The 19,023-nt window shown below is 68.8% G+C and carries 12 protein-coding genes; 6 read left to right on the top strand and 6 right to left on the bottom strand.

Going from position 1 to position 19,023, the window contains the following annotated elements; translation table 11 throughout:
* Positions 1 to 2: 2 nt before the first annotated feature.
* The 5 genes from MLGJGCBP_RS19835 to MLGJGCBP_RS19855 form a co-directional block, all read right to left on the bottom strand.
* Positions 3 to 752, bottom strand: a complete 750-nt coding sequence (locus MLGJGCBP_RS19835; RefSeq protein ID WP_160097667.1) for a hypothetical protein — start codon at positions 750 to 752, stop codon at positions 3 to 5.
* 90 nt (positions 753 to 842) lie between these two features.
* Positions 843 to 1,424: an RNA polymerase sigma factor SigM gene (gene sigM / locus MLGJGCBP_RS19840; protein ID WP_005263510.1), complete on the bottom strand. Its 582-nt coding sequence runs from the start codon at positions 1,422 to 1,424 to the stop codon at positions 843 to 845.
* Between the two features lie 47 nt (positions 1,425 to 1,471).
* Positions 1,472 to 5,383 carry a murein biosynthesis integral membrane protein MurJ gene (gene murJ / locus MLGJGCBP_RS19845; RefSeq protein WP_160097678.1) on the bottom strand — a complete coding sequence of 1,304 codons (3,912 nt, stop codon included), beginning with the start codon at positions 5,381 to 5,383 and terminating at the stop codon, positions 1,472 to 1,474.
* 113 nt (positions 5,384 to 5,496) lie between these two features.
* Entirely contained in the window at positions 5,497 to 7,893 is a 2,397-nt protein-coding gene (locus tag MLGJGCBP_RS19850; protein ID WP_160097668.1) for a DUF6049 family protein, read from the bottom strand.
* Between the two features lie 2 nt (positions 7,894 to 7,895).
* Positions 7,896 to 8,471: an NUDIX hydrolase gene (locus MLGJGCBP_RS19855; RefSeq protein WP_143542956.1), complete on the bottom strand. Its 576-nt coding sequence runs from the start codon at positions 8,469 to 8,471 to the stop codon at positions 7,896 to 7,898.
* 149 nt (positions 8,472 to 8,620) lie between these two features.
* Between MLGJGCBP_RS19855 and MLGJGCBP_RS19860 the strand changes: the two genes are divergently transcribed.
* Both MLGJGCBP_RS19860 and MLGJGCBP_RS19865 read left to right on the top strand, forming a co-directional pair.
* A complete protein-coding gene (locus MLGJGCBP_RS19860) occupies positions 8,621 to 10,072 on the top strand; it encodes a CCA tRNA nucleotidyltransferase (protein ID WP_160097669.1) in 1,452 nt (483 codons plus the stop codon).
* Between the two features lie 234 nt (positions 10,073 to 10,306).
* Positions 10,307 to 14,443 (top strand): bifunctional nitrate reductase/sulfite reductase flavoprotein subunit alpha, encoded by a 4,137-nt coding sequence (locus MLGJGCBP_RS19865; RefSeq protein WP_160097670.1) that lies wholly within the window; start codon positions 10,307 to 10,309, stop codon positions 14,441 to 14,443.
* An 18-nt stretch (positions 14,444 to 14,461) separates the two neighbouring features.
* Here the strand turns inward: MLGJGCBP_RS19865 and MLGJGCBP_RS19870 are convergent, their stop codons facing one another.
* Entirely contained in the window at positions 14,462 to 15,604 is a 1,143-nt protein-coding gene (locus MLGJGCBP_RS19870) for a DUF3089 domain-containing protein (protein WP_236581214.1), read from the bottom strand.
* A gap of 239 nt (positions 15,605 to 15,843) precedes the next feature.
* Here MLGJGCBP_RS19870 and MLGJGCBP_RS19875 point away from each other — a divergent pair, with 239 nt between their 5' ends.
* From MLGJGCBP_RS19875 to MLGJGCBP_RS19890, 4 genes are read left to right on the top strand one after another with little or no spacing between them, the layout of a single operon-like run.
* Entirely contained in the window at positions 15,844 to 16,248 is a 405-nt protein-coding gene (locus MLGJGCBP_RS19875) for a TOBE domain-containing protein (protein WP_072942706.1), read from the top strand.
* The gene (modA, locus tag MLGJGCBP_RS19880; RefSeq protein ID WP_160097672.1) at positions 16,245 to 17,060 is read left to right on the top strand and encodes a molybdate ABC transporter substrate-binding protein; all 816 of its coding nucleotides are present in this window, start codon (positions 16,245 to 16,247) and stop codon (positions 17,058 to 17,060) included. The genes MLGJGCBP_RS19875 and modA overlap by 4 nt, the downstream gene beginning before the upstream one ends.
* Entirely contained in the window at positions 17,057 to 17,863 is an 807-nt protein-coding gene (locus tag MLGJGCBP_RS19885; RefSeq protein ID WP_160097673.1) for an ABC transporter permease, read from the top strand. Before modA ends, MLGJGCBP_RS19885 begins: the two co-directional genes overlap by 4 nt.
* Entirely contained in the window at positions 17,860 to 18,939 is a 1,080-nt protein-coding gene (locus MLGJGCBP_RS19890) for a sulfate/molybdate ABC transporter ATP-binding protein (RefSeq protein WP_160097674.1), read from the top strand. The genes MLGJGCBP_RS19885 and MLGJGCBP_RS19890 overlap by 4 nt, the downstream gene beginning before the upstream one ends.
* Positions 18,940 to 19,023 lie beyond the last annotated feature (84 nt).

The raw sequence follows: 19,023 nt of genomic DNA on the forward strand, positions 1-19,023 counted from the left end.
GATCAACCGATGTCGGTGACGGCGATGGTTGCCGGATCGCCCGCACCGCACTCGCGGCCGACCACCAGCGCGGTGATCTGCGGCGGAGGCGGCGCCGCCACCAGCAGCAGTACCCCGGGAACACCGTCGACGCGGACCTCACCGGAGCCGAGAAGGGCACGGTCCGAGTCGATGCCGTTGGCGCGCAGGCAATCTGCCAGCCGATCAGGATCCTCGAGCGGTCCGAGCTGCCGCGAACCGATCACGGTGAGGAGGCGTCCGGAGTCGAGGTCCGAACCCAGGTCGAGGACCGCCGGTGCCTGCGAGGTCTCGGAACCGGGCAGGGCAACGGGCGGCGGCTCGGATCCCCGGCCGTCCGGTATGACGACCGCGACGGCCACCACGACCGCTGCCGCCGCCGCGAACGTTCCCGCAGCCGCGGCAGCCCACTTCCGGCGCCGGGCGAGCGGCACGACGGTGGCCTCGGCGGGGGTGTCCCGTTCCGCGGCGAGCGCGCGGTTGATGCGGTCGGCGATGTCGGCGGGAATCGGGGTCGAGACGGAATGGTCGCGGCCGAGCGCACCGAGCTGATCGGTGACCCGGTCGAGGGCGTCGATGACGGCCATCGCCTGCGGGTCGTTGCGGACGAGCGGCCACAGACGATCGCTCAACGACTCGGGCAGCACCCCGGCGTGCAGATCCGCGAGTAGGTCCTCGGAGTAGGGAGGTTCGGGCAGCGCGGCATCGGACGGATCGGATTCACGGTCGGCCATGGCACCTCCTCACCGAGTCATCGTGATCCGGAACATGGTCCGGGACGTCAGGACACTTCCCCGCTCCTATCAGGGTTTGACGCCGCGGAGTCATGATCGGTTCCCCTCCACCCGAAAATATTCGAGAGAGGCGGCCAGTTTCTTCCGGCCGCGGGCGCAGCGGCTCTTCACGGTGCCCTCCGGGACCCCGAGAAGCGCCGCGGCCTCGCTGGTCGACCGGCCCTCGAGGTCCACGGCCACGATCGCGGTCCGCTGATCCGGCGGGAGCTGCGCCAGAGCGCGCTCGACCACCAGGCTGAGTTCCACCTCGGAGACGTAGTCGCGGGTGTCGCGCGGTTCGTCGTCCTCGTCGGCGGACAGGGACACCGCCGGACGGGCCTTGTTGCGGCGGATGCGGTCGAGGCAGGCGTTGACGACGATCGTGTGCAGCCAGCTCCGGACCGCGGCGTCCCGGCGGAACGAGCCCGCGTTGCGATGCGCCGACAGCAGCGCCTCCTGCAGGGCGTCCGCCGCGTCCTCGGTGGTGTAGCTGGTGCGTTTGGCGACGTGCCACAGGTGGTCGTAGTGCCGTCCGAGCAGGGTCTCGAAGGCGTGCCGATCGCCGGCGACATGCGCAGCCAACAGGTCGACGTCCGAGGGCTCACCCTCGGAATCCCCCCGGAAGATTCGCACCGGCGGATGTTAGCTCAGTTCGCCGGTCCGCGAGCATCTGGTGCCGACTACGTGGAGGCGTTGAAACCGATGTCGGCGATGGACGATTGGTTCGTGCCGCGGGAATTGCTCAGGCCGGTGATCCACACCAGGACGTTCTTGGTGGGTCCCTCCGACTTGACCGGGATCTCGGTGACGCCGTTGCCGAGGACCTTCGAACCGAGCACCTGCGTCTGGTCGAGGGTCGGGTTCTCGGACGGGGCGCTGCGGATCTCGACGTTGGTGCCCGGGGTCGGCGAGTTGATCCACACACTCGACAGGGTCGCCGGTTCGTCCAGCGTGACCATCAGGCCCACACCGTTCTTCAGCGCGGGGAACGGCTGGAAGTACGAGTCGGTGCTCCACACGGTGGACGTGTTGCCGTCGATGGCCAGCCGGGCGTTGGCGGCGGAGTCGGGTGTGCCCTGCGGCGAGAACACCGTCGCGCCCGAAGGCTTGATCGGTGCGACGTTCGCCGCCGGGGCGGGCGCGGCGGCGGGCGACTCCGGGTTCGGTGGGGCCTCGGCCGAGGTGGTGAGTCCGAAGTCCTGCTCGGTGAGCGGCGCGTCGGAACTGCTGCCCGTGAGGAACGTCGCGAGCCAGAAGCCCAGCAGCGCCAGCACGATGATCGTGACGACCGCCAGGCCGACCAGCGCGGCGATCATCCGGTTGGACTTCTTCTTCTCCGCCTCCAGCGCTTCCGGGTCGGCGAGAGCGTGACCGGACGGGCCGGGGGCCCGCTGCCCGAGCCGCAGTACGGGGATGAACTCGGTCTTCTCATTGACGACGGACGCCTGATCGAGGATGTGCTGCACGGTGGCCGCCGTGCGGATTCCACCGTTCGGCTCGAGCGAGCGCAGGGCCACCGCGGAGATCTCGAACGGCACCTCCGGCCGGACCACCCGCGGTCCGATGGGCTGCCCGCTGGAGTCGCGGTCGGCGAGGCGCATACCGCCGACGCTGCCCGGGCGCTGCGAACCCGACGGATCACCCGCGGGAGCGGACGGATCGCCTAGCGGCCAGCGGGCGGTGATGAGGGCGTAGAGCATGGCGCCCAGTCCGCGCACGTCGGAACTCGAGTCGGAGTCGGCGAGCGTGGCCGGGAACGCCAGCACGGCATCGCCGTTGATGCTGATCCGGACGCGGTCGGGATGGTCGATGGACAGTGCCCCGCCGGCCCGGTGCGCGGTCTCGGCGGCCGCGGCGAGTGCGCGGATGGCGCTGGCGGCGCCGATCGGAGACGGCTTGGTGTCGGCCATCTCCCGCAGCGAACGGCCCGGAGTCCACTCGGCGACGACGATGCCGCCGGAGCTTCCGCGGACCACGTCGAGGACGCGGGCGAGACCGGGCGAATTGATCCGGCCCAGTCGCAGGGTGCGCGACAGGATTGCCTGCGGGCCTTCGGGACCGGCCGAGGTGGAGCGCTGTTCGGCATCGACGAACGTCAGGGCGACCTCGCGGTCGAGCTTGACGTCCAGTGCCTGCCAGAACTGCAGTCCCCGCGACCCGCCGTGCGGGGTCAGCAGGCGGTAGCGACCACCGGCGACGGAGGCGCCGGGAATGAGCTTGGGGCCACGGGGAGTACGACGCGGGCCCGCTCCGGGCTCACGACCGGGTGCGGGTGTGATCGGGATCACGCCGGTGTCGTAGCTGAGATCCCGTGCGGGTGCGGAGCCCATGTGACGTGTGTCTCGACGCTCGTCCGCGGGCGACTCGCCCGAGTCCTCGGCGGGGGTCTTCGGCGGAGCCTTTTTCGCGGCGTCCGCCCCGGTCTCCTTGCTCTGCGCCGGTTTCGGAGTGTCGGCAGGGCCCGCGGACGCGTCGGCGGGCTTCTTTTGCGAGGTGTCCGCGTCTTTCCTCTGCGGTGTGTCGGCGCCGGCCTTCTTGTCGGACTTCGCGGAGCCGGTGGAGGCCGACTCGGACGAGATCCGGGTCGTCGGGGCGTCGACGCCGTTGGGTGCGGCGGCCGAATCGCGTTCGGACGCTTGCACCGTAGAACCTCCGGCTCTCTTGCTGCCGGCCACGTCGTCGTCGCTCACCCTCACTCCTTCATTTTCGAATGCCCAACTCCGACCGTTACCGGGCGGCGATCCGACCCGCTCGTGTCCAGGGTACGGGAGTCCACCGGGTCGTTCGATACCACGCGGCTGTCCTCCGACGTCGCGCGGTGTGGCACGGACCACGGGAATCAGTTCTGTTTCGGCGTCTGCGAGCGGGTCGACTTCCGGTTCCGGTGCGGCGCCGCGACCGCGCAGGGCGCGGACCTTACGGGTGACGGCGACGGTGATGGACACGATTTCGGGGATCTTCGCGAACCAGAGGATCGCGAACGTGACGACGAGCATCAGCACGCCGCTGATGGCGACGCGGACCATGGAACCCGGTCCGCCGAACAGTTCGCTGAGCCGGTCGAGTTGCAGCAGCCGGTCGGCGCCGAGCATCGCGAGGGCGCCCGCGAGGGACGCGAGGACCACCACCCACACGGTCTTGCCGACGTTCGCCATCTGGAGATTGCCGAGGCTGCGGTGCAGCAGGTACCCGCCGACGAGGGCGCCGGTGATGTAGCCGAGGCCGTTGGCCACGCCGAGCAGGATGACCACCTGGTCGTCACTGGAGGCGATCATCGGGGTGAGCGCGGACAGCGCGATCTTCACCGCGGTGATGCCGAGGACGATCCACGTGGGAGTCCACGCCTGCTCGCGGGCGTAGAAGACGCGGAGCTGGATCAGGACGAGCGAGTACGGAATGAGCGTGAACGCGGACCAGCTGACGGCCTCGCCGAGACGTTCGGCGTCGCCGGACCCGAAGTTGCCGTACCCGTACAGCGCCTGACCGATCTCCGGTCCGGCGAACGTGAGGAACGTGATGATCGGGATCAGGGAGATCATGGTCAGCCGGGTGGCGACCGACAGGTCGTCGACCACGGCGGGGGTGTCGTCGGCGGCGGCGTTGCGGCTGAGCCGCGGCATGATCGCCGTCAGCACCGTCACGCCGAGCACGCCGTACGGCAACTGCAGCAGCAGCCACGCGTTGTTGTAGATCGCGGGACCCGACGCGTCCGCGTGGGACGAGATGCGGGTGGCGACGATCATGCCCGCCTGGCTGATCAGCACGTACAGGATGATGGCGACGGCCATGCCGCCGAACTGCTTGAGCCGGTCGTCGAGGCCCCACAGCGGTTTCAGCGAGATGCCCTCGCGCCGGATCGCCGGCACCAGACTCATCGCCTGCACCACGACACCGAGTGTGACGCCGACACCGAGGACCAGCAGTTTCGGGTCGCTCATCCGGACCGGGTCGAGGGTGATCTCCCCCGGGGTGGCGTAGTAGATCACCAGCACCGTCAGCATCACGACGTTGTTCAGCACCGGAGCCCAGGCACCGGGTTTGAACACCTGCCGGGTGTTGAGGATGGCCGTGAGCAGCGCCGACAGTCCGTAGAACAGGATCGCGGGCAGCAGCAGATAGGACAGGGCTGTGGTGAGGGCCGTGTTCACCTTGCCGTCGGCCGACAGGAACACGTGCGTGGTGAGCACGGATGCCGCGGCCGTCGCCAGCAGCGCCGCCGTTCCGAGCAGCACGCACGTGGCGGTGAACAGGCGACGCACGAACGCGGCACCCTGGTCCGGGTCCTCGCGTTCGGCGCGCACCAGGACGGGCACCACGATCGCGGTGAGCACCGCGCCCAGCACCAGCTCGGAGATCATGTTCGGGATCTGGCTGGCGACGGTGAACGAGCTGGCCACCGACCCACCCAGCAGCGTCAGGACGAGCAGCTGCTTGGCGAACCCGGTGATGCGGCTGACGAGCGTCGCCACCGCGATCGAACCGGTGGACGCCAGCAGACGGGAGTTGCTCTGCTTCTGCGGCGCCGTCGACGGCCCGGAGTCCTGCACCGGAGGTGGCGGCGGCGGGTCGACCCGGATGGCCGCGAACTGCACCGTCGGTGCCTCGTCCGGCCGGATCTCCCGAGCCCAGTGGTCCCGCTCCCACGGCGCGACCCGGGGATGGGAGCGATCGGGAAGCCTCTGGCCCCTACTGGGCAAGTTCCCGGTCATGAACGTTCGTACCCTTCGTCAGCTGGATCCGGCTGGCCGCGGAATCGATGCCACAGCCGGCGGCCGGCGAGGAACAGCAGCAGAGCACCCGCGCATGCTGTCAGTATCGCCAACGCCTGCCCGTACGCGTTGGACCGTACCGTCACGCTGGTCGGCTCTCCCAGTTGCTGTCCATCGGCCGTGGTCAGAGAGAATTTGACGACGAGCTTGCGGGAGTCGTTGGCCTCGGTGGGAACGGTGAGCGTGCGACTGCCCCGCGGCGGCAGCGTGGTGGGGCCGATGTCGGTGATGGTCATCCCGGACGGCGCGTCGACCTGCAGACGGACCGTGATCCCGACCGGGAGGTCGTTTCTGGCGACCAGCAGCAGCGGGCTCTGTTCCGACGCCAGCGTGTAGACGCCGCCCGGCGACACGACGGTGACGGCCCCGAACATGTCGTCCATGGTTTCGGCCACCTCGTCGGCGCGCGTGTCGGACGCTTCTTCCGCGGACCGGCGTTCGTCGTCGCGGCGATGCGCGAGGCTCATCGACCGCACCAGGTCCTCGCGGAGCGGCGCGGTGAACCGTTCCGGCGTGAGTGGGGCCTGCGGGTCGTCGACCAGCGCCGCGTTCAGCGCCTCGATCCGGGGCATCTGCGTGGCGGCGGCGTCGCGGATGTGAGCGGGGACGCCGTCCTCGGCGGCCTGATCCGGGTAGTCCAGGCTCGCGACCTCGGGTGATCCGGGCTGACGGCCCAGCACCGCGGGCAACGGCCGGGGTGTCGCCAGCCCGGAGCGCATCAGCGACGACACCGTCGACAGCAGCGTCTTCGCGTCGTCGGCGCCGGCGGTCCACAGTTGCGGCGGCACCACCATCAGCGATCGGGGGACACCGGCGGCCCGGGCGGCCTCCGGTTCGAGGGCGGACCACGACACCGCCCCGAGCGCGTCCTGCAGCCGGGCGGTCTGGGAATCGTCCGAGAGGTCGTAGCGGGCGCGCTGGGGGGTATAGGACGGAGTCTGCGGAGTCGTCCCCATCGCGGCGAGCGCCGTGCCGACGGACGGATCGAACAGCAGCGCGTCGACGCTTCCGGTGGCCGTCGGTGTCTCGGTGGCCGCCGGGGTGGTGGTCTCCCCGTTCGCCGGGACGGGGGCTGCGGGCGGCGGTGTCGCCTCGATGACGTGGGCGCTGTCCCGGGGCGCGGTCGTGTCGACGGAGTTCGCGGCCACGAGTGCAGTCGTCGCGTCGTCTCCGCGGAGCATCTGCGCCGTCGCGTCGTCGAGTACCCCGGCGTCGCTCCACACGAAGTTGCGCAGCGACGTGACACCGAGCACGTTGTCGACGATGTCAGCGGGGGCGTCGACGGCGGTCGCGGTGAGGTCGGCGTTCCCGACCTCGCCGATCGCGGACAGGTCGGCCTGCGCGAACGGCACCGACGTGGTGCACATGGTCGCGGCCAGCGTCCGGGCGCGTTCGAGCCACGCCGACGCGGCGTCCTTGCCCGCACCCTGGTGCGCGGAACCGGTGGGGTCGGACGGGTCGTCCACCACCAGATAGCCGCGCGTCATGTTCTCGACGGTGATCAGCAGGTCCGGGTCCACCGCCAGGCACAGACTGTCCCGCAGCGTGTGGTCCCGGTCGACGCTCTCCCGGGTCGCGAACTCCGCCGCCCCGAGCAGTTCGTCGAGCCGGCCGCCGTCGTCCAGGGAGGTCGCGAGGTCGTCGTCGACGAGACGCACCGGTTCGGTGACGGAGCCGGCGACGCCCGCCGCCAGCCGGGGGCGGTCGGCGAGGGGCCACATCATGGTGACGGCGACGGGACTGGAGATGTCCGGGGGCACCGCCGGAGTGCCCGGGACCCCGAACACGGGCAGCAGGAACCGGGCGTCGTCGAGGCGGGCGGCGCCGCCGTACTCGGGGGTGCCGTTCACGTTCACCATCAGCGGATACACGCCGGGTTCGGTGATGTCGAGGGAGAGGTCGGTGTCGGAACGCAGCGGCAGCGACAGCGTGAACTGCTTGCTCTGGCCCTCGTCGAGGCGGCCTGCGACCGTGTCGAACATGCCGACCGTGTCGTAGCGGGACTGGTCGAGAGTGAGGGACGTACGGAGACCCTCGCTGCTCGCGACGGCGGGAGCGCGTTGCAACCGCACGCCGACGTCACGGACCGTGCGGTCGCCGATGTTCTTCACCGAGCCCGTGACGGTGACGATCGGGTCGCTGGTGGTGGTGACCGTGGACGGGGTGACGTTGTCGATGTGCAGTTCGAGGAACTCGGGGTCCTCGTCGACGAGCTGGGTCCCGGCGCTCTCCGGCGGCACGGGTTCCTGGGCCGACGCCACCACGGTGCTGGTGGGAGCCAGAACGACCGCGAGTGCGGTCAACGTCACGGCACCGACCCGACGCAAAGCCATCCTCATCCGGCGTCTGGCCCCTTCTGGAGCTTCAGGTCGGAAGTGGGCGGAGTGGTAGTCATCTTGGAGATCAAGTCACCGGCGATTTCTGCGAGTTTCCGTTCGTCTGCGTAGGCCAGGCGTGATCCCAGCTCGGCGAGCGGCACCCACGCTACCTCGGTGACTTCCACGTCTTCGTCCGACAGTTCCCCGCCGAGGCATCGCAGCAGATAGTGGTGGACGGTCTTGTGGACCCGGCGGCCCTCGGTGACGAACCAGTAGTCGATGCTGCCGAGCGACGCGAGCACGGTGCCCTGGATGCCGGTCTCTTCCTCGACCTCACGCATCGCGGTCTGTTCGGCGGTCTCGCCCTGCTCGATATGCCCCTTGGGAAGCGACCACAGCAGCCGCCCACGACGGTCGGTGCGCCCGATCAGCGCGGCGCACAGATTCTCCCGCGGTCCGCCGAGACCGTTGACGACGAGCCCACCCGCCGAAGTTTCCCGCACCGTCCTCATGTGGGGTTTCGCGGGTTTGCCGACGGCGCCGCGCCGCCGCGAGTTGCGGCGACTCCTGTTCGCACGTTCGGCAGCAGACACCCCATCGATAGTAGTTGGCTTTGCCGTTTCCACCGGAACGCCGCACCCGAACCGAGACGCTTCGTGACACACCTGTGGCGAACCGAACCGCGAGGTGACAGCGTGTATGCGTATCCCGCTATTTGCGCACCTCGGTAAGCTTCCTGGACGTGACTGCCCCTTCTCTCGACGACGAGCGCCGTACGCGACTGCTTGCCGGCGCCGCGGTGACGCTGCGCGAGCTGTCCGAAGTCCTGACGCCGCTCGGTGAGAAGTTCGCTTCCGCCGGTCACGAGTTGTACCTGGTTGGGGGCAGTGTCCGGGATGCGATCCTGGGTCGCCTCGGCACCGACCTCGACTTCACCACCGACGCCCGCCCGGAGCAGGTGCAGAAGCTGCTGTCCGGCTGGGTCGACAATCAGTGGGACACGGGCATCGAGTTCGGAACGATCAGCGCCGCCAAGGCGGGTCAGCAGATCGAGATCACGACGTACCGGGCCGACGCCTACGACCGGGTGTCGCGCAATCCCGTCGTCCAGTTCGGGACGAAACTCGAGGACGACCTGGTACGACGCGATTTCACGGTCAACGCGATGGCCGTCCGGATCGGTGCGGACGGCTCGCAGGACTTCGTCGACCCGCTGAACGGCATGAACGCGCTGCTGGCCGGGGTGATGGACACGCCGTCGGCGCCGGAGAACTCGTTCAACGACGACCCACTGCGGATGCTGCGGGCCGCCCGCTTCGTGTCCCAGCTCGGGTTCACCCTGCACGAGCGCGTGCACCGGGCCATCGCCGACATGGCCCCGCAGATCGAGCGGATCACCGCCGAACGCGTGCGGGCCGAACTGGACAAGCTGATCCTCGGCGAGTTCCCCATCGACGGCATGAACGTGATGTGCGAGACGGGTCTGGCCGATTTCGTGCTGCCCGAGGTGCCGCAGATGAAGCTCGAGATCGACGAGCACCACCAGCACAAGGACGTGTACTGGCATTCGCTGACGGTGCTGAAGCAGGCCGTCGACCTCGAGGACGGCGACCCCGATCTGGTGCTGCGGTGGGCGGCGCTGCTGCACGACATCGGGAAACCGGACACGAAGCGCAACGAGCCCGGTGGCGGCGTGAGCTTCCACCACCACGAGGTGGTCGGCGCGAAGATGGTCCGCAAGCGGATGCGGGCCCTGAAGTACTCGAAGCAGATGATCGACGACGTCTCGCAGCTCGTGTTCCTCCACCTGCGGTTCCACGGCTACGGCAAGGGGCAGTGGACCGATTCCGCGGTGCGCCGGTACGTGACGGACGCCGGGCCGCTGCTGCCGCGTCTCCACAAGCTGGTCCGCGCCGATTGCACCACCCGCAACAAGCGGCGGGCGGCCGCGCTGCAGGCGACGTACGACGACATCGAGGAGCGGATCGCCCGGATCGCCGAGCAGGAAGACCTTGCCCGGGTGCGCCCCGACCTCGACGGCAACGCGATCATGGAACTGCTCGGCATTCCCGCGGGACCGGAGGTTGGGAAGGCCTGGAAGTACCTCAAGGAACTCCGGCTCGACCGGGGTCCGCTCAGCCGGGACGAGGCGGAGGCCGAACTCCTGTCGTGGTGGGCCGAACAGCAGGCCTGACCGCTCCGCCGGTCGCTCGAGCGCTCCTCCCTGCACGCCTGAATCGAGTGATGACGGTCACAGGACTCGTCGTTGCCGCGCTGCCGACATCACCACCGCGCCCGCGGCCGGGTGCGAGAGACGTCATCGAACGCTCACCGGGGTTAATCCCGACGAAACACGCCGGTCGGCACCATTGATACAGGTCGTGAGCCAGGTGGACACGCGGCGACCGTGCAGGTGAGGAGCGAGTCGATGCAGCAGCAGAAAGCCGGGACTTCCACAGTGAAGACCGCGTGCTCGTACTGCGGTGTCGGCTGCGGCATGGTTCTCGAGATCGGGATCGATCCCGAGACGAATGCCCGCCGGGTGCTCAAGGCGTCCGGCGACAAGGACCATCCCACCAACTTCGGGCGGCTCTGCACCAAGGGTGCGACGAGCGCGGAGATGCTCGTGGCCGGTGGCCGCATGGAAACCGGGTACGTGCGGGACGAGCGCGGGGAGGCACCCGCCGCGGTGGACGTCGGAGCCGCCATCAGCGAGACCGCCCGCCGGCTGAAGGAACAACTCGACGAGCACGGTCCCGACGCCCTGTCCTTCTATGTGTCCGGTCAGATGTCCATCGAGGCGCAGTACCTGATCACCAAACTGGCGAAGGGTTTCGTCGGGACCAACCAGATCGAGTCGAACTCGCGGCTGTGCATGGCCAGTGCCGGCACCGGCTACAAGCAGTCACTCGGCGCCGACGGCCCGCCCGGCTCCTACCAGGATTTCGACAAGGCCGACGTGTTCTTCGTGATCGGCGCCAACATGGCCGACTGTCACCCCATCCTGTTCCTGCGGATGATGGACCGGATCAAGGCCGGCGCCAAACTGATCGTCGTCGACCCCCGACGCAACGCGACCGCCGACAAGGCCGGCCTGTTCATGCAGATCGCGCCCGGCACCGACCTCGCACTGCTCAACGGCCTGCTGCACCTGCTCGTGCGCAGCGGGCACACCGATCCCGAGTTCATCGCCGAGTTCACCGAGGGCTGGGAGGTGATGCCGGAATTCCTCGAGGAGTACACCCCCGAGAAGGTCGCGGAGATCACCGGCATCCCCGAATCCGACATCCGGCAGGCCGCCCAGTGGATCGGTGAGGCCGAGAACTGGATGAGCTGCTGGACGATGGGCCTCAACCAGAGCACCCACGGCACCTGGAACACCAACGCGATCTGCAACCTGCACCTGGCCACCGGCGCGATCTGCCGTCCGGGCAGCGGCCCGTTCTCCCTCACCGGTCAGCCGAACGCCATGGGCGGCCGCGAGATGGGGTACATGGGTCCCGGTCTGCCGGGCCAGCGGTCGGTGCTCGCCGCCGACGATCGGGCGTTCATCGAGGACCTGTGGGAGTTGCCCGCAGGCAGCATCCGCGCCGAGGTCGGCACCGGCACCGTCGACATGTTCGAGCGCATGGTGGCCGGTGACATCAAGGCCTGCTGGATCATCTGCACCAATCCCGTTGCCACCGTGGCCAACCGGCGGACCGTGATCGAGGGCCTCGAGGCCGCCGATCTCGTGATCACCCAGGACGTCTTCCTCGACACGGAGACCAACGGGTACGCCGACATCCTGCTTCCCGGCGCACTGTGGGCCGAGTCGGATTCGGTGATGATCAACTCCGAGCGCAACCTCACCCTCCTGCAGCAGGCCGTCGACCCGGTCGGCCAGGCGCTGCCCGACTGGCAGATCATCGCCCGCGTCGCCTGCGAGATGGGGTATGCGGACGCGTTCACCTACGAATCCTCGGAGGACGTGTTCGAGGAGATCAAGCGCACCTGGAATCCCAAGACCGGCTACGACCTTCGCGGCGTCAGCTACGACCGCCTGCGGGAGACGCCGGTGCAGTGGCCGAGCCCGCCCGGCAACCGCACCGACCGCAACCCGATCCGCTACGTCAACGACGGCGTCAGCCAGAACCTGCTGTCGGCTCCCGACGGTTCACTCCCCCGCCTCGCGTTCGCCACCGCGAGCGGCAAGGCCGCCTTCTTCCCGCGCCCGCACATGCTGCCCGCGGAGATGCCCGACGACGACTACCCGATGGTCCTCAACACCGGGCGCCTGCAGCACCAGTGGCACACCATGACGAAGACCGGCAAGGTCGCCAAGCTCAACAAGTTGAACTCCGGCCCGTTCGTCGAGATCAATCCGATTGATGCGCAGAAGCTGTCGATCTCCGAAGGCGACAAGGTGGAGGTCGCGTCCCGGCGCGGCCGCGCGGTGCTGCCCGCCGTCGTCAGCGACCGCGTGCTGCCCGGAGGCTGTTTCGCCCCGTTCCACTGGAACGACTCGTTCGGTGAATACCTCAGCATCAACGCCGTCACCAACGACGCCGTCGACCCCACGTCCTTCCAGCCGGAGTTCAAGGTGTGTGCCGTCTCCCTGACCCGGGTGGCCCCGGTGTCCGAGCCCGCGGTTCCGGAACCGACCGGGGCGCTCACCCTCGCCAGCGGCTCGCCCGCCGCCGAGATGAGCCACATTCTCGGACTGGATGATTCGGCTTCCCCCAGCTTCGACGAACACGAGCGCACGTACCTTGCAGGACTGCTGGCGGGTCTGCAGTCCACCGAACTGCAGGGCGTTCCGGTCCTTCCGCGCACCGCGCCGATCTCCGGGTCGAAGAGGGTGTGGCTGGACGGTCTGATGGCGGGGTTGTTCTCCCGCTCCGCCGTGCCGGACGGCTCCGCGGCGCCGGAGGCGAGTCCCGCGAACGCTGAATCGGTCCAGCATCCCGTGGTCGTGGTGTGGGCGTCGCAGACCGGCAACGCGGAGGAGTTCGCCGCCGAATGCGCCCGCCAACTCGAGGAGGCCGGCCACGGCACCCACCTCACCAGCATGGACGACTACGACGTCGCGGGCCTCGCCGACGTCCGCGATCTCCTGATCATCACCAGCACGTTCGGGGACGGCGACGCCCCCGACAACGGCAGCAGCTTCTGGTCCGCACTCAGCAGCGACGAGGCGCCGAGGCTGGCGCAGACCCGTTACGCCGTACTGGCCTTCGGCGACTCGAACTATGACGACTTCTGCGGGCACGGCAAGCGGATCGACGCCCGGTTGGAGCAACTCGAGGCGAAGCGGCTGACCGAGCGCGTCGACTGCGAACCCGACTACGAGGATCAGGCGAACCAGTGGCTGACCCAGGTGCAGAACCTGGTCCGCGAGCGCGCGGCCGTCGGCGGCGCCCCGGCCGCGCCGGCGCCTACCAGGCCCGCAGCGAAGAAGGCGGCCACGTTCACCCGGAAGTCTCCCCTGGTCACGCGCTTGACGAGGAACATCCCGCTCAGCGCGGCCGGTTCGTCGAAGGACGTGCGGCAGTTCGGCTTCGACGTGAGCGATCCGGAATTCTCCTACGAGGCGGGCGATGCGCTCGGTGTGTGGCCCACCAACAGCGACGGCGTCGTCGACGAGTGGCTGAAGGTCACCCGGTCGATCCCGGACACCCCCGTCACGCTGCCGGACCTGCCGGAGATGACCCTGAGGGAGGCGCTGCGCACGAAACTCGAGATCACCAAGGTGACCCCCGAACTACTGCGGTTCGTGCAGAGCCGCACACAGGACACCGAACTGGCGCGACTGCTGCGCCCGCACAACAAGATCGCGCTCCAGCAGTGGTTGTGGGGACGGCAGTCGATGGACGTGCTGGCGCAGTACGAAGTCGACGCGGACGCCGAGGAGTGGCTGGGCGTGCTCAAGCGCCTCCAGCCGCGGCTGTACTCGATCTCGTCGAGCCCCAAGGTGGATCCGGGTGAGGTGCAGCTGACCGTCTCCGCGGTGCGCTACAACCACGAGGGCAAGAACCGCTCCGGGGTGTGCTCGACGTTCCTCGCCGATCACTGCGACGACGCGGACGTGCCGATCTTCGTGCAGAAGTCCGCGCACTTCCGTCCCCCGTCGGCCGCCGACGCGCCGATGATCATGGTCGGCCCCGGCACCGGGATTGCACCGTTCCGCGGATTTCTGCACGAACGCAGGGAATTGGGTCACACGGGTAAGAACTGGATGTTCTTCGGTGAGCAGCACGAGGCTACCGACTTCTACTACCGCGAGGAGATGGAAGCTATGCACCGCGACGGATTTCTCACCCACCTCGATGCGGCGTTCTCCCGGGACCAGCGGCAGAAGATCTACGTGCAGGACCGCATTCGCGAGCACGGCGCCAAGCTGTGGGGCTGGATGCAGGAGGGAGCCTCGCTGTACGTGTGCGGCGACGCCAGCCGGATGGCGAAGGACGTCGACGAGACGGTCCGCGAAGTCGTCCGCACCCACGGTCGCCTCGACGAAGAGGACACCGAGCTTTACATGAAGCAGCTGTCCACCGACAAGCGCTACGTGCGGGACGTGTACTGATCGCTCGCCCCCGGAAGGTTACGTGGACGCGAGCCAGCTGTCGGTCTGCTGCTCGGCGATGGAGACGAGCCGGTCGTATCCGAGGTTGATGTCGACGAGATGGCTGTTGAACAAGGGCAATTCGTTCACGTGCTGGGCCGAGGGGTCGGTGAGGTGGAACTTGTAGTCGTGGTAACCGTTCACCTCGGTGCACCGGCCGACGGCGCGTTCGGCGCCCGTGGTCCACGTCGATGCCGACGTCGGTGCACCCTGCGGGAACGAGGTGTATCCCAGCAGCACCGAGATGATCCCGAACGCATAGGGGGCGCTGGGGATGGTGACGCCCACGGGATCGGGGTTTCCGCTCAGCACGGCGGGGTCGGTGCAGGCGACCTGATAGCCGGGCCCGCTGGGCAATCCCATCGCCGCTGAGAGGGCGTCGAAGGAACTGTTGCCGAACAACGACAGGGTGGGATCCGCCACCGCAGTGGAATATGCAACGACGCAGCCCGATTCACCCTGCCCGGTGCACACGGGAATGTTCTCGAAATCGCCGCCGACCGTGCTGCCGCGGGCGGTGAGGACGTTGCCGCCCATCAGGAATGCCCCCACGAGCTGCCGGCGGAGAGCGGGGTTCGGGTCGATCTGGTCGTGGATGAGTTTGCGCAGCATCATCGTGCCCTGCGAGTGGCCGATGAGGATGACGCCGCGCCCGTTGTTGTCGTGGGCGAGGTAGTCGTTCCAGGCGGCGAGCACGTCGCCGTAGCCGGTCTGGGCCAGGGGTGCGCCGGCGAGCCCGGCGGCGATGCCCGGCACGAGCGTCATCTGCCGGTAGATCGGGGCGAAGACACGGCACCCGCCGGCGAATCGCGCGGCCTGATAGCTGGCGATCGACTGCACCTCGGGCTGCGCCGTCAGGTCGGCGTTGAGGGCGAGCTGGTCACTGACGGTCGGGTAGACGTAGAAGCAGTCGACCGGCTTCTCCGCCTCGTCGCCCGGTTCGGGGGAACCCGTGACCTCCCCGGTGCCCAGGTCGGTGGTGTCCGAGGGGAGGTCGCACGGATCGGCACCGATGTGCGGGCTGCACAACCACTGCACCGGTGCAGGCGACAGGACGGGTTGCGCAGTCGACGGTGCCGCGAGACCCACCGCGCCGACACCGACCAGCAACGTCGCACTCACCGAGCACGACAGCCTTCTCCATACCGACACGGGTACCGCCTCACGTGATCCAGGTAACACTTCGACAGGGCCGACTATGTATACCAGCCGGTAACGTCTATTTGAAGACCCCCGGCCTACTCCCCGCCGTCCGCACTACCTTCCGCGAGCAAAGCCGCATTCTCGGAAGTTTCCGCTTGTTGGATCCGCATATGCCGACATAGCATGTCCGTTATGACGCATGCGCGGACGATCTCCGAATGACGGGAATTCGGATACGGCAGGCGGCGGAACTCCTCGGCGTCAGCGACGACACGGTCCGGCGGTGGATCGACAACGGCAGCCTCGCGGCGGACAAGGACGAGTCGGGCCGCAAGGTGATCGACGGTCCCGCCCTCGCCGAGTTCGCGCGCGCCAACGCGTCGAAATCGCCTGACCTGCTCGGATCGGAATCCTCGGCGCGTAACCGATTCACCGGCATCGTCACCGCGGTCGTGATGGACAAGGTGATGGCCCAGGTCGAGATGCAGTGCGGGCCTTTCCGTGTCGTTTCCCTGATGAGCAGTGAAGCTGTCCGCGACCTCGGGCTCGAGCCCGGCAAGGTCGCGGTAGCCGTCGTCAAGTCGACCACGGTGATCGTCGAAACTCCTGGAGGAATTTCATGAAGATGTCCTGGCGCCGGGTCACGACGGGGGCTGCCGCGGCCGCACTCGGTCTGGGCCTTCTCACCGGTTGTGGTTCGAACGACGACAGCGGCGCCGGCGCCTCGGGTTCGGCCGAGTCGACGTCCGCGGCCGCATCGGGCGGCGACATCACGGTGTTCGCCGCGGCGTCGCTGAAGGGCACGTTCACCGAACTCGGCCAGATGTTCGAGACGGCGAACCCCGGTTCCCACGTGGAGTTCAGCTTCGCGGGTTCCTCCGACCTCGCCGCGCAACTCGACCAGGGCGCCACCGCCGACGTGTTCGCGTCCGCCGACACGAACAACATGACGAAGGTCGTCGACGCCGGATTCGTCGCGGGAACCCCCGTCAACTTCGCGACCAACACGCTGACCATCGTGACGGCACCCGAAAATCCCAAGGGCATCACGTCCTTCGCGGATCTGAACCGTGAGGGCACGCTCGTGGTCACGTGTGCCCCGCAGGTTCCGTGCGGTTCCGCGACGCAGAAGGTCGAGACGGCTTCGGGTGTCGACCTCGCCCCCGTCAGCGAGGAGTCGTCGGTCACCGACGTGCTGAACAAAGTGACGGCCGGTCAGGCGGACGCCGGACTCGTGTACGTCACCGACGCGGCAGGTGCGGGCGACAACGTGACCGCCGTGGCCTTCCCGGAGGCCGCGCAGGCGGTGAACACCTATCCGATTGCCGCGCTGTCCGCTTCGAAGCAGCCGGAGGCGGCGCAGGGCTTCATCGACCTCGTCACCGGACCCGAGGGCCAGGCGGTGCTGGCGAAGGCCGGATTCGCCCAGCCGTGATCCGAGCGCCGAGGGTGAAGGTTCCGTCCGGGCTTCCGGGCTGGATCTTCGTGCCCGCAGCGGTGGGCGGCCTGTTCGTCGTCCTGCCGCTGTTCGCGATGCTGGCGAGTGTCGACTGGACGCGATTCTTCGAACTGGTCACGTCGGAATCGTCACTCGCGGCGCTGGAACTGAGTCTGCGCACCGCCGCCGCGAGTACTGCCCTGTGCATCCTGCTGGGTGTCCCGATGGCGGCGGTGCTGTCCCGCAGCAGCTTTCGCGGTCTCCAGGTGCTGCGGTCGCTGGTGCTGCTGCCCCTGGTGCTTCCACCGGTGGTCGGGGGTATCGCCCTGCTCTACACGTTCGGCCGGAAAGGTCTGATCGGGCAGCACCTCGAGGTCGCGGGCATCCACATCGCGTTCACCACCACGGCCGTGGTGCTCGCACAGACCTTCGTCGCGCTGCCGTTCCTGGTGGTCAGCCTCGAAGGGTCGCTGCGGACCGCGGGCAGGCGGTACGAGCACGCCGCCGCCACGCTCGGTGCGAGTCCCACCACCGTCTTCCGGCGGGTGACGCTCCCCCTGGTGCTGCCCGGACTCGTGTCGGGTTCGGTGCTCGCGTTCGCGCGGGCGCTCGGCGAATTCGGGGCGACGTTGACGTTCGCGGGCAGTCTGCAGGGCGTCACGCGGACCCTGCCGCTCGAGATCTACCTGCAGCGTGAGACGGACGCGGATGCGGCCGTGGCGTTGTCGCTGGTGCTGGTGATCGTCGCGGTCGTCATCGTGGTGGGTTCGCGGGGCTGGGCGTCGAGGGCGGCACTGTGACCGGCCTGAGCGTCGAGGCTCGGGTCGCCGCACGCGGCGTCGAGGTGGGATTCGACCTCGCCGAGGGTGAGGTGCTGGCCGTCCTCGGACCGAACGGCGCAGGCAAGTCGACGGCGCTGTCGGTGGTGGCGGGCCTCGTCCGCCCCGACGCGGGACGGGTCGAACTGAACGGCCGGGTGCTCACCGACACCGAGCGCGGCATCGCGGTGCCGCCGCACCGGCGCGGTATCGCGCTGCTCGCGCAGCAGGCACTGTTGTTTCCGCATCTGACGGTGGCCGCGAATGTGGCGTTCGCGCCGCGCAGTTCGGGCCGCGGACGCCGGGAGTCGCGGGCGGTCGCCGAGAAGTGGCTGGACGCGGTCGATGCGACCCAGTTCGTTGACCGCCGCCCGCACGAGTTGTCCGGCGGGCAGGCGCAGCGGGTCGCGGTCGCCCGCGCGCTCGCTGCGGAACCGCAGGCACTGCTGCTCGACGAACCCATGTCCGCCCTCGACGTCGCTGCGGCCCCCGCCCTGCGGGTGCTGCTCCGGCGGGTGCTGCGGGAGGGCGACCGGACAGCGGTCGTGGTCACCCACGACGTCCTCGATGCGCTGGCGCTGGCGGACCGGGTGATCGTCGTCGAGGGCGGACAGGTCGTCGAATCCGGTTCGGTGCGCGACGTGTTGACGCGTCCGCGCAGTGCGTTCGCCGCGCGGATCGCCGGACTCAACCTCGTTCCCGTGTTCGCGGCGCAGGACGGGTTCGAGACCGAGACCGGCGTCCGGATGCACGGCCTGCTCGACGCCGATTTCGTCGGGGGTGCGCCGGCCGTCGCGGTGTTCGCACCGCATTCGGTGGCCGTGCACCGGCGGTCTCCGGAAGGCAGTCCGCGCAACGTCTTCCAGGTGACCATCTCGGAGATCGAGGTGCGCGGACCGACGGTCCGGGTGCGCGCCGCCGAAGCCGGGGGCCGGCTGGAACTGAGCGCCGACGTGACCGCGGCGTCCGTTGCGGAACTCGATCTGGTGCCGGGCCTGGACGTGTATTTCGTCGTCAAGGCCACGGAAGTTGCGCTTCACACCGTGCGTACTTGTTAACGTCCGGCGGTTGATGTGATGGAAAAGGGGCGGGGGGCTCCCGCTCCTCATGGTTCCCAGCGGACGCTGGGGGTGTCAGACCCG

It is taken from the genome of Rhodococcus sp. T7, from assembly GCF_009872365.1.
Classification (GTDB): domain Bacteria; phylum Actinomycetota; class Actinomycetes; order Mycobacteriales; family Mycobacteriaceae; genus Rhodococcus_F.

Bases quoted from the DNA above. Each gene is read 5' to 3' on its own strand.
- MLGJGCBP_RS19835 (WP_160097667.1), bottom strand. From the start codon at position 752: ATGGCCGACCGTGAATCCGATCCGTCCGATGCCGCGCTGCCCGAACCT.
- modA (WP_160097672.1), top strand. From the start codon at position 16,245: ATGAAGATGTCCTGGCGCCGGGTCACGACGGGGGCTGCCGCGGCCGCA.
- MLGJGCBP_RS19875 (WP_072942706.1), top strand. From the start codon at position 15,844: ATGACGGGAATTCGGATACGGCAGGCGGCGGAACTCCTCGGCGTCAGC.
- MLGJGCBP_RS19850 (WP_160097668.1), bottom strand. From the start codon at position 7,893: ATGGCTTTGCGTCGGGTCGGTGCCGTGACGTTGACCGCACTCGCGGTC.
- MLGJGCBP_RS19865 (WP_160097670.1), top strand. From the start codon at position 10,307: ATGCAGCAGCAGAAAGCCGGGACTTCCACAGTGAAGACCGCGTGCTCG.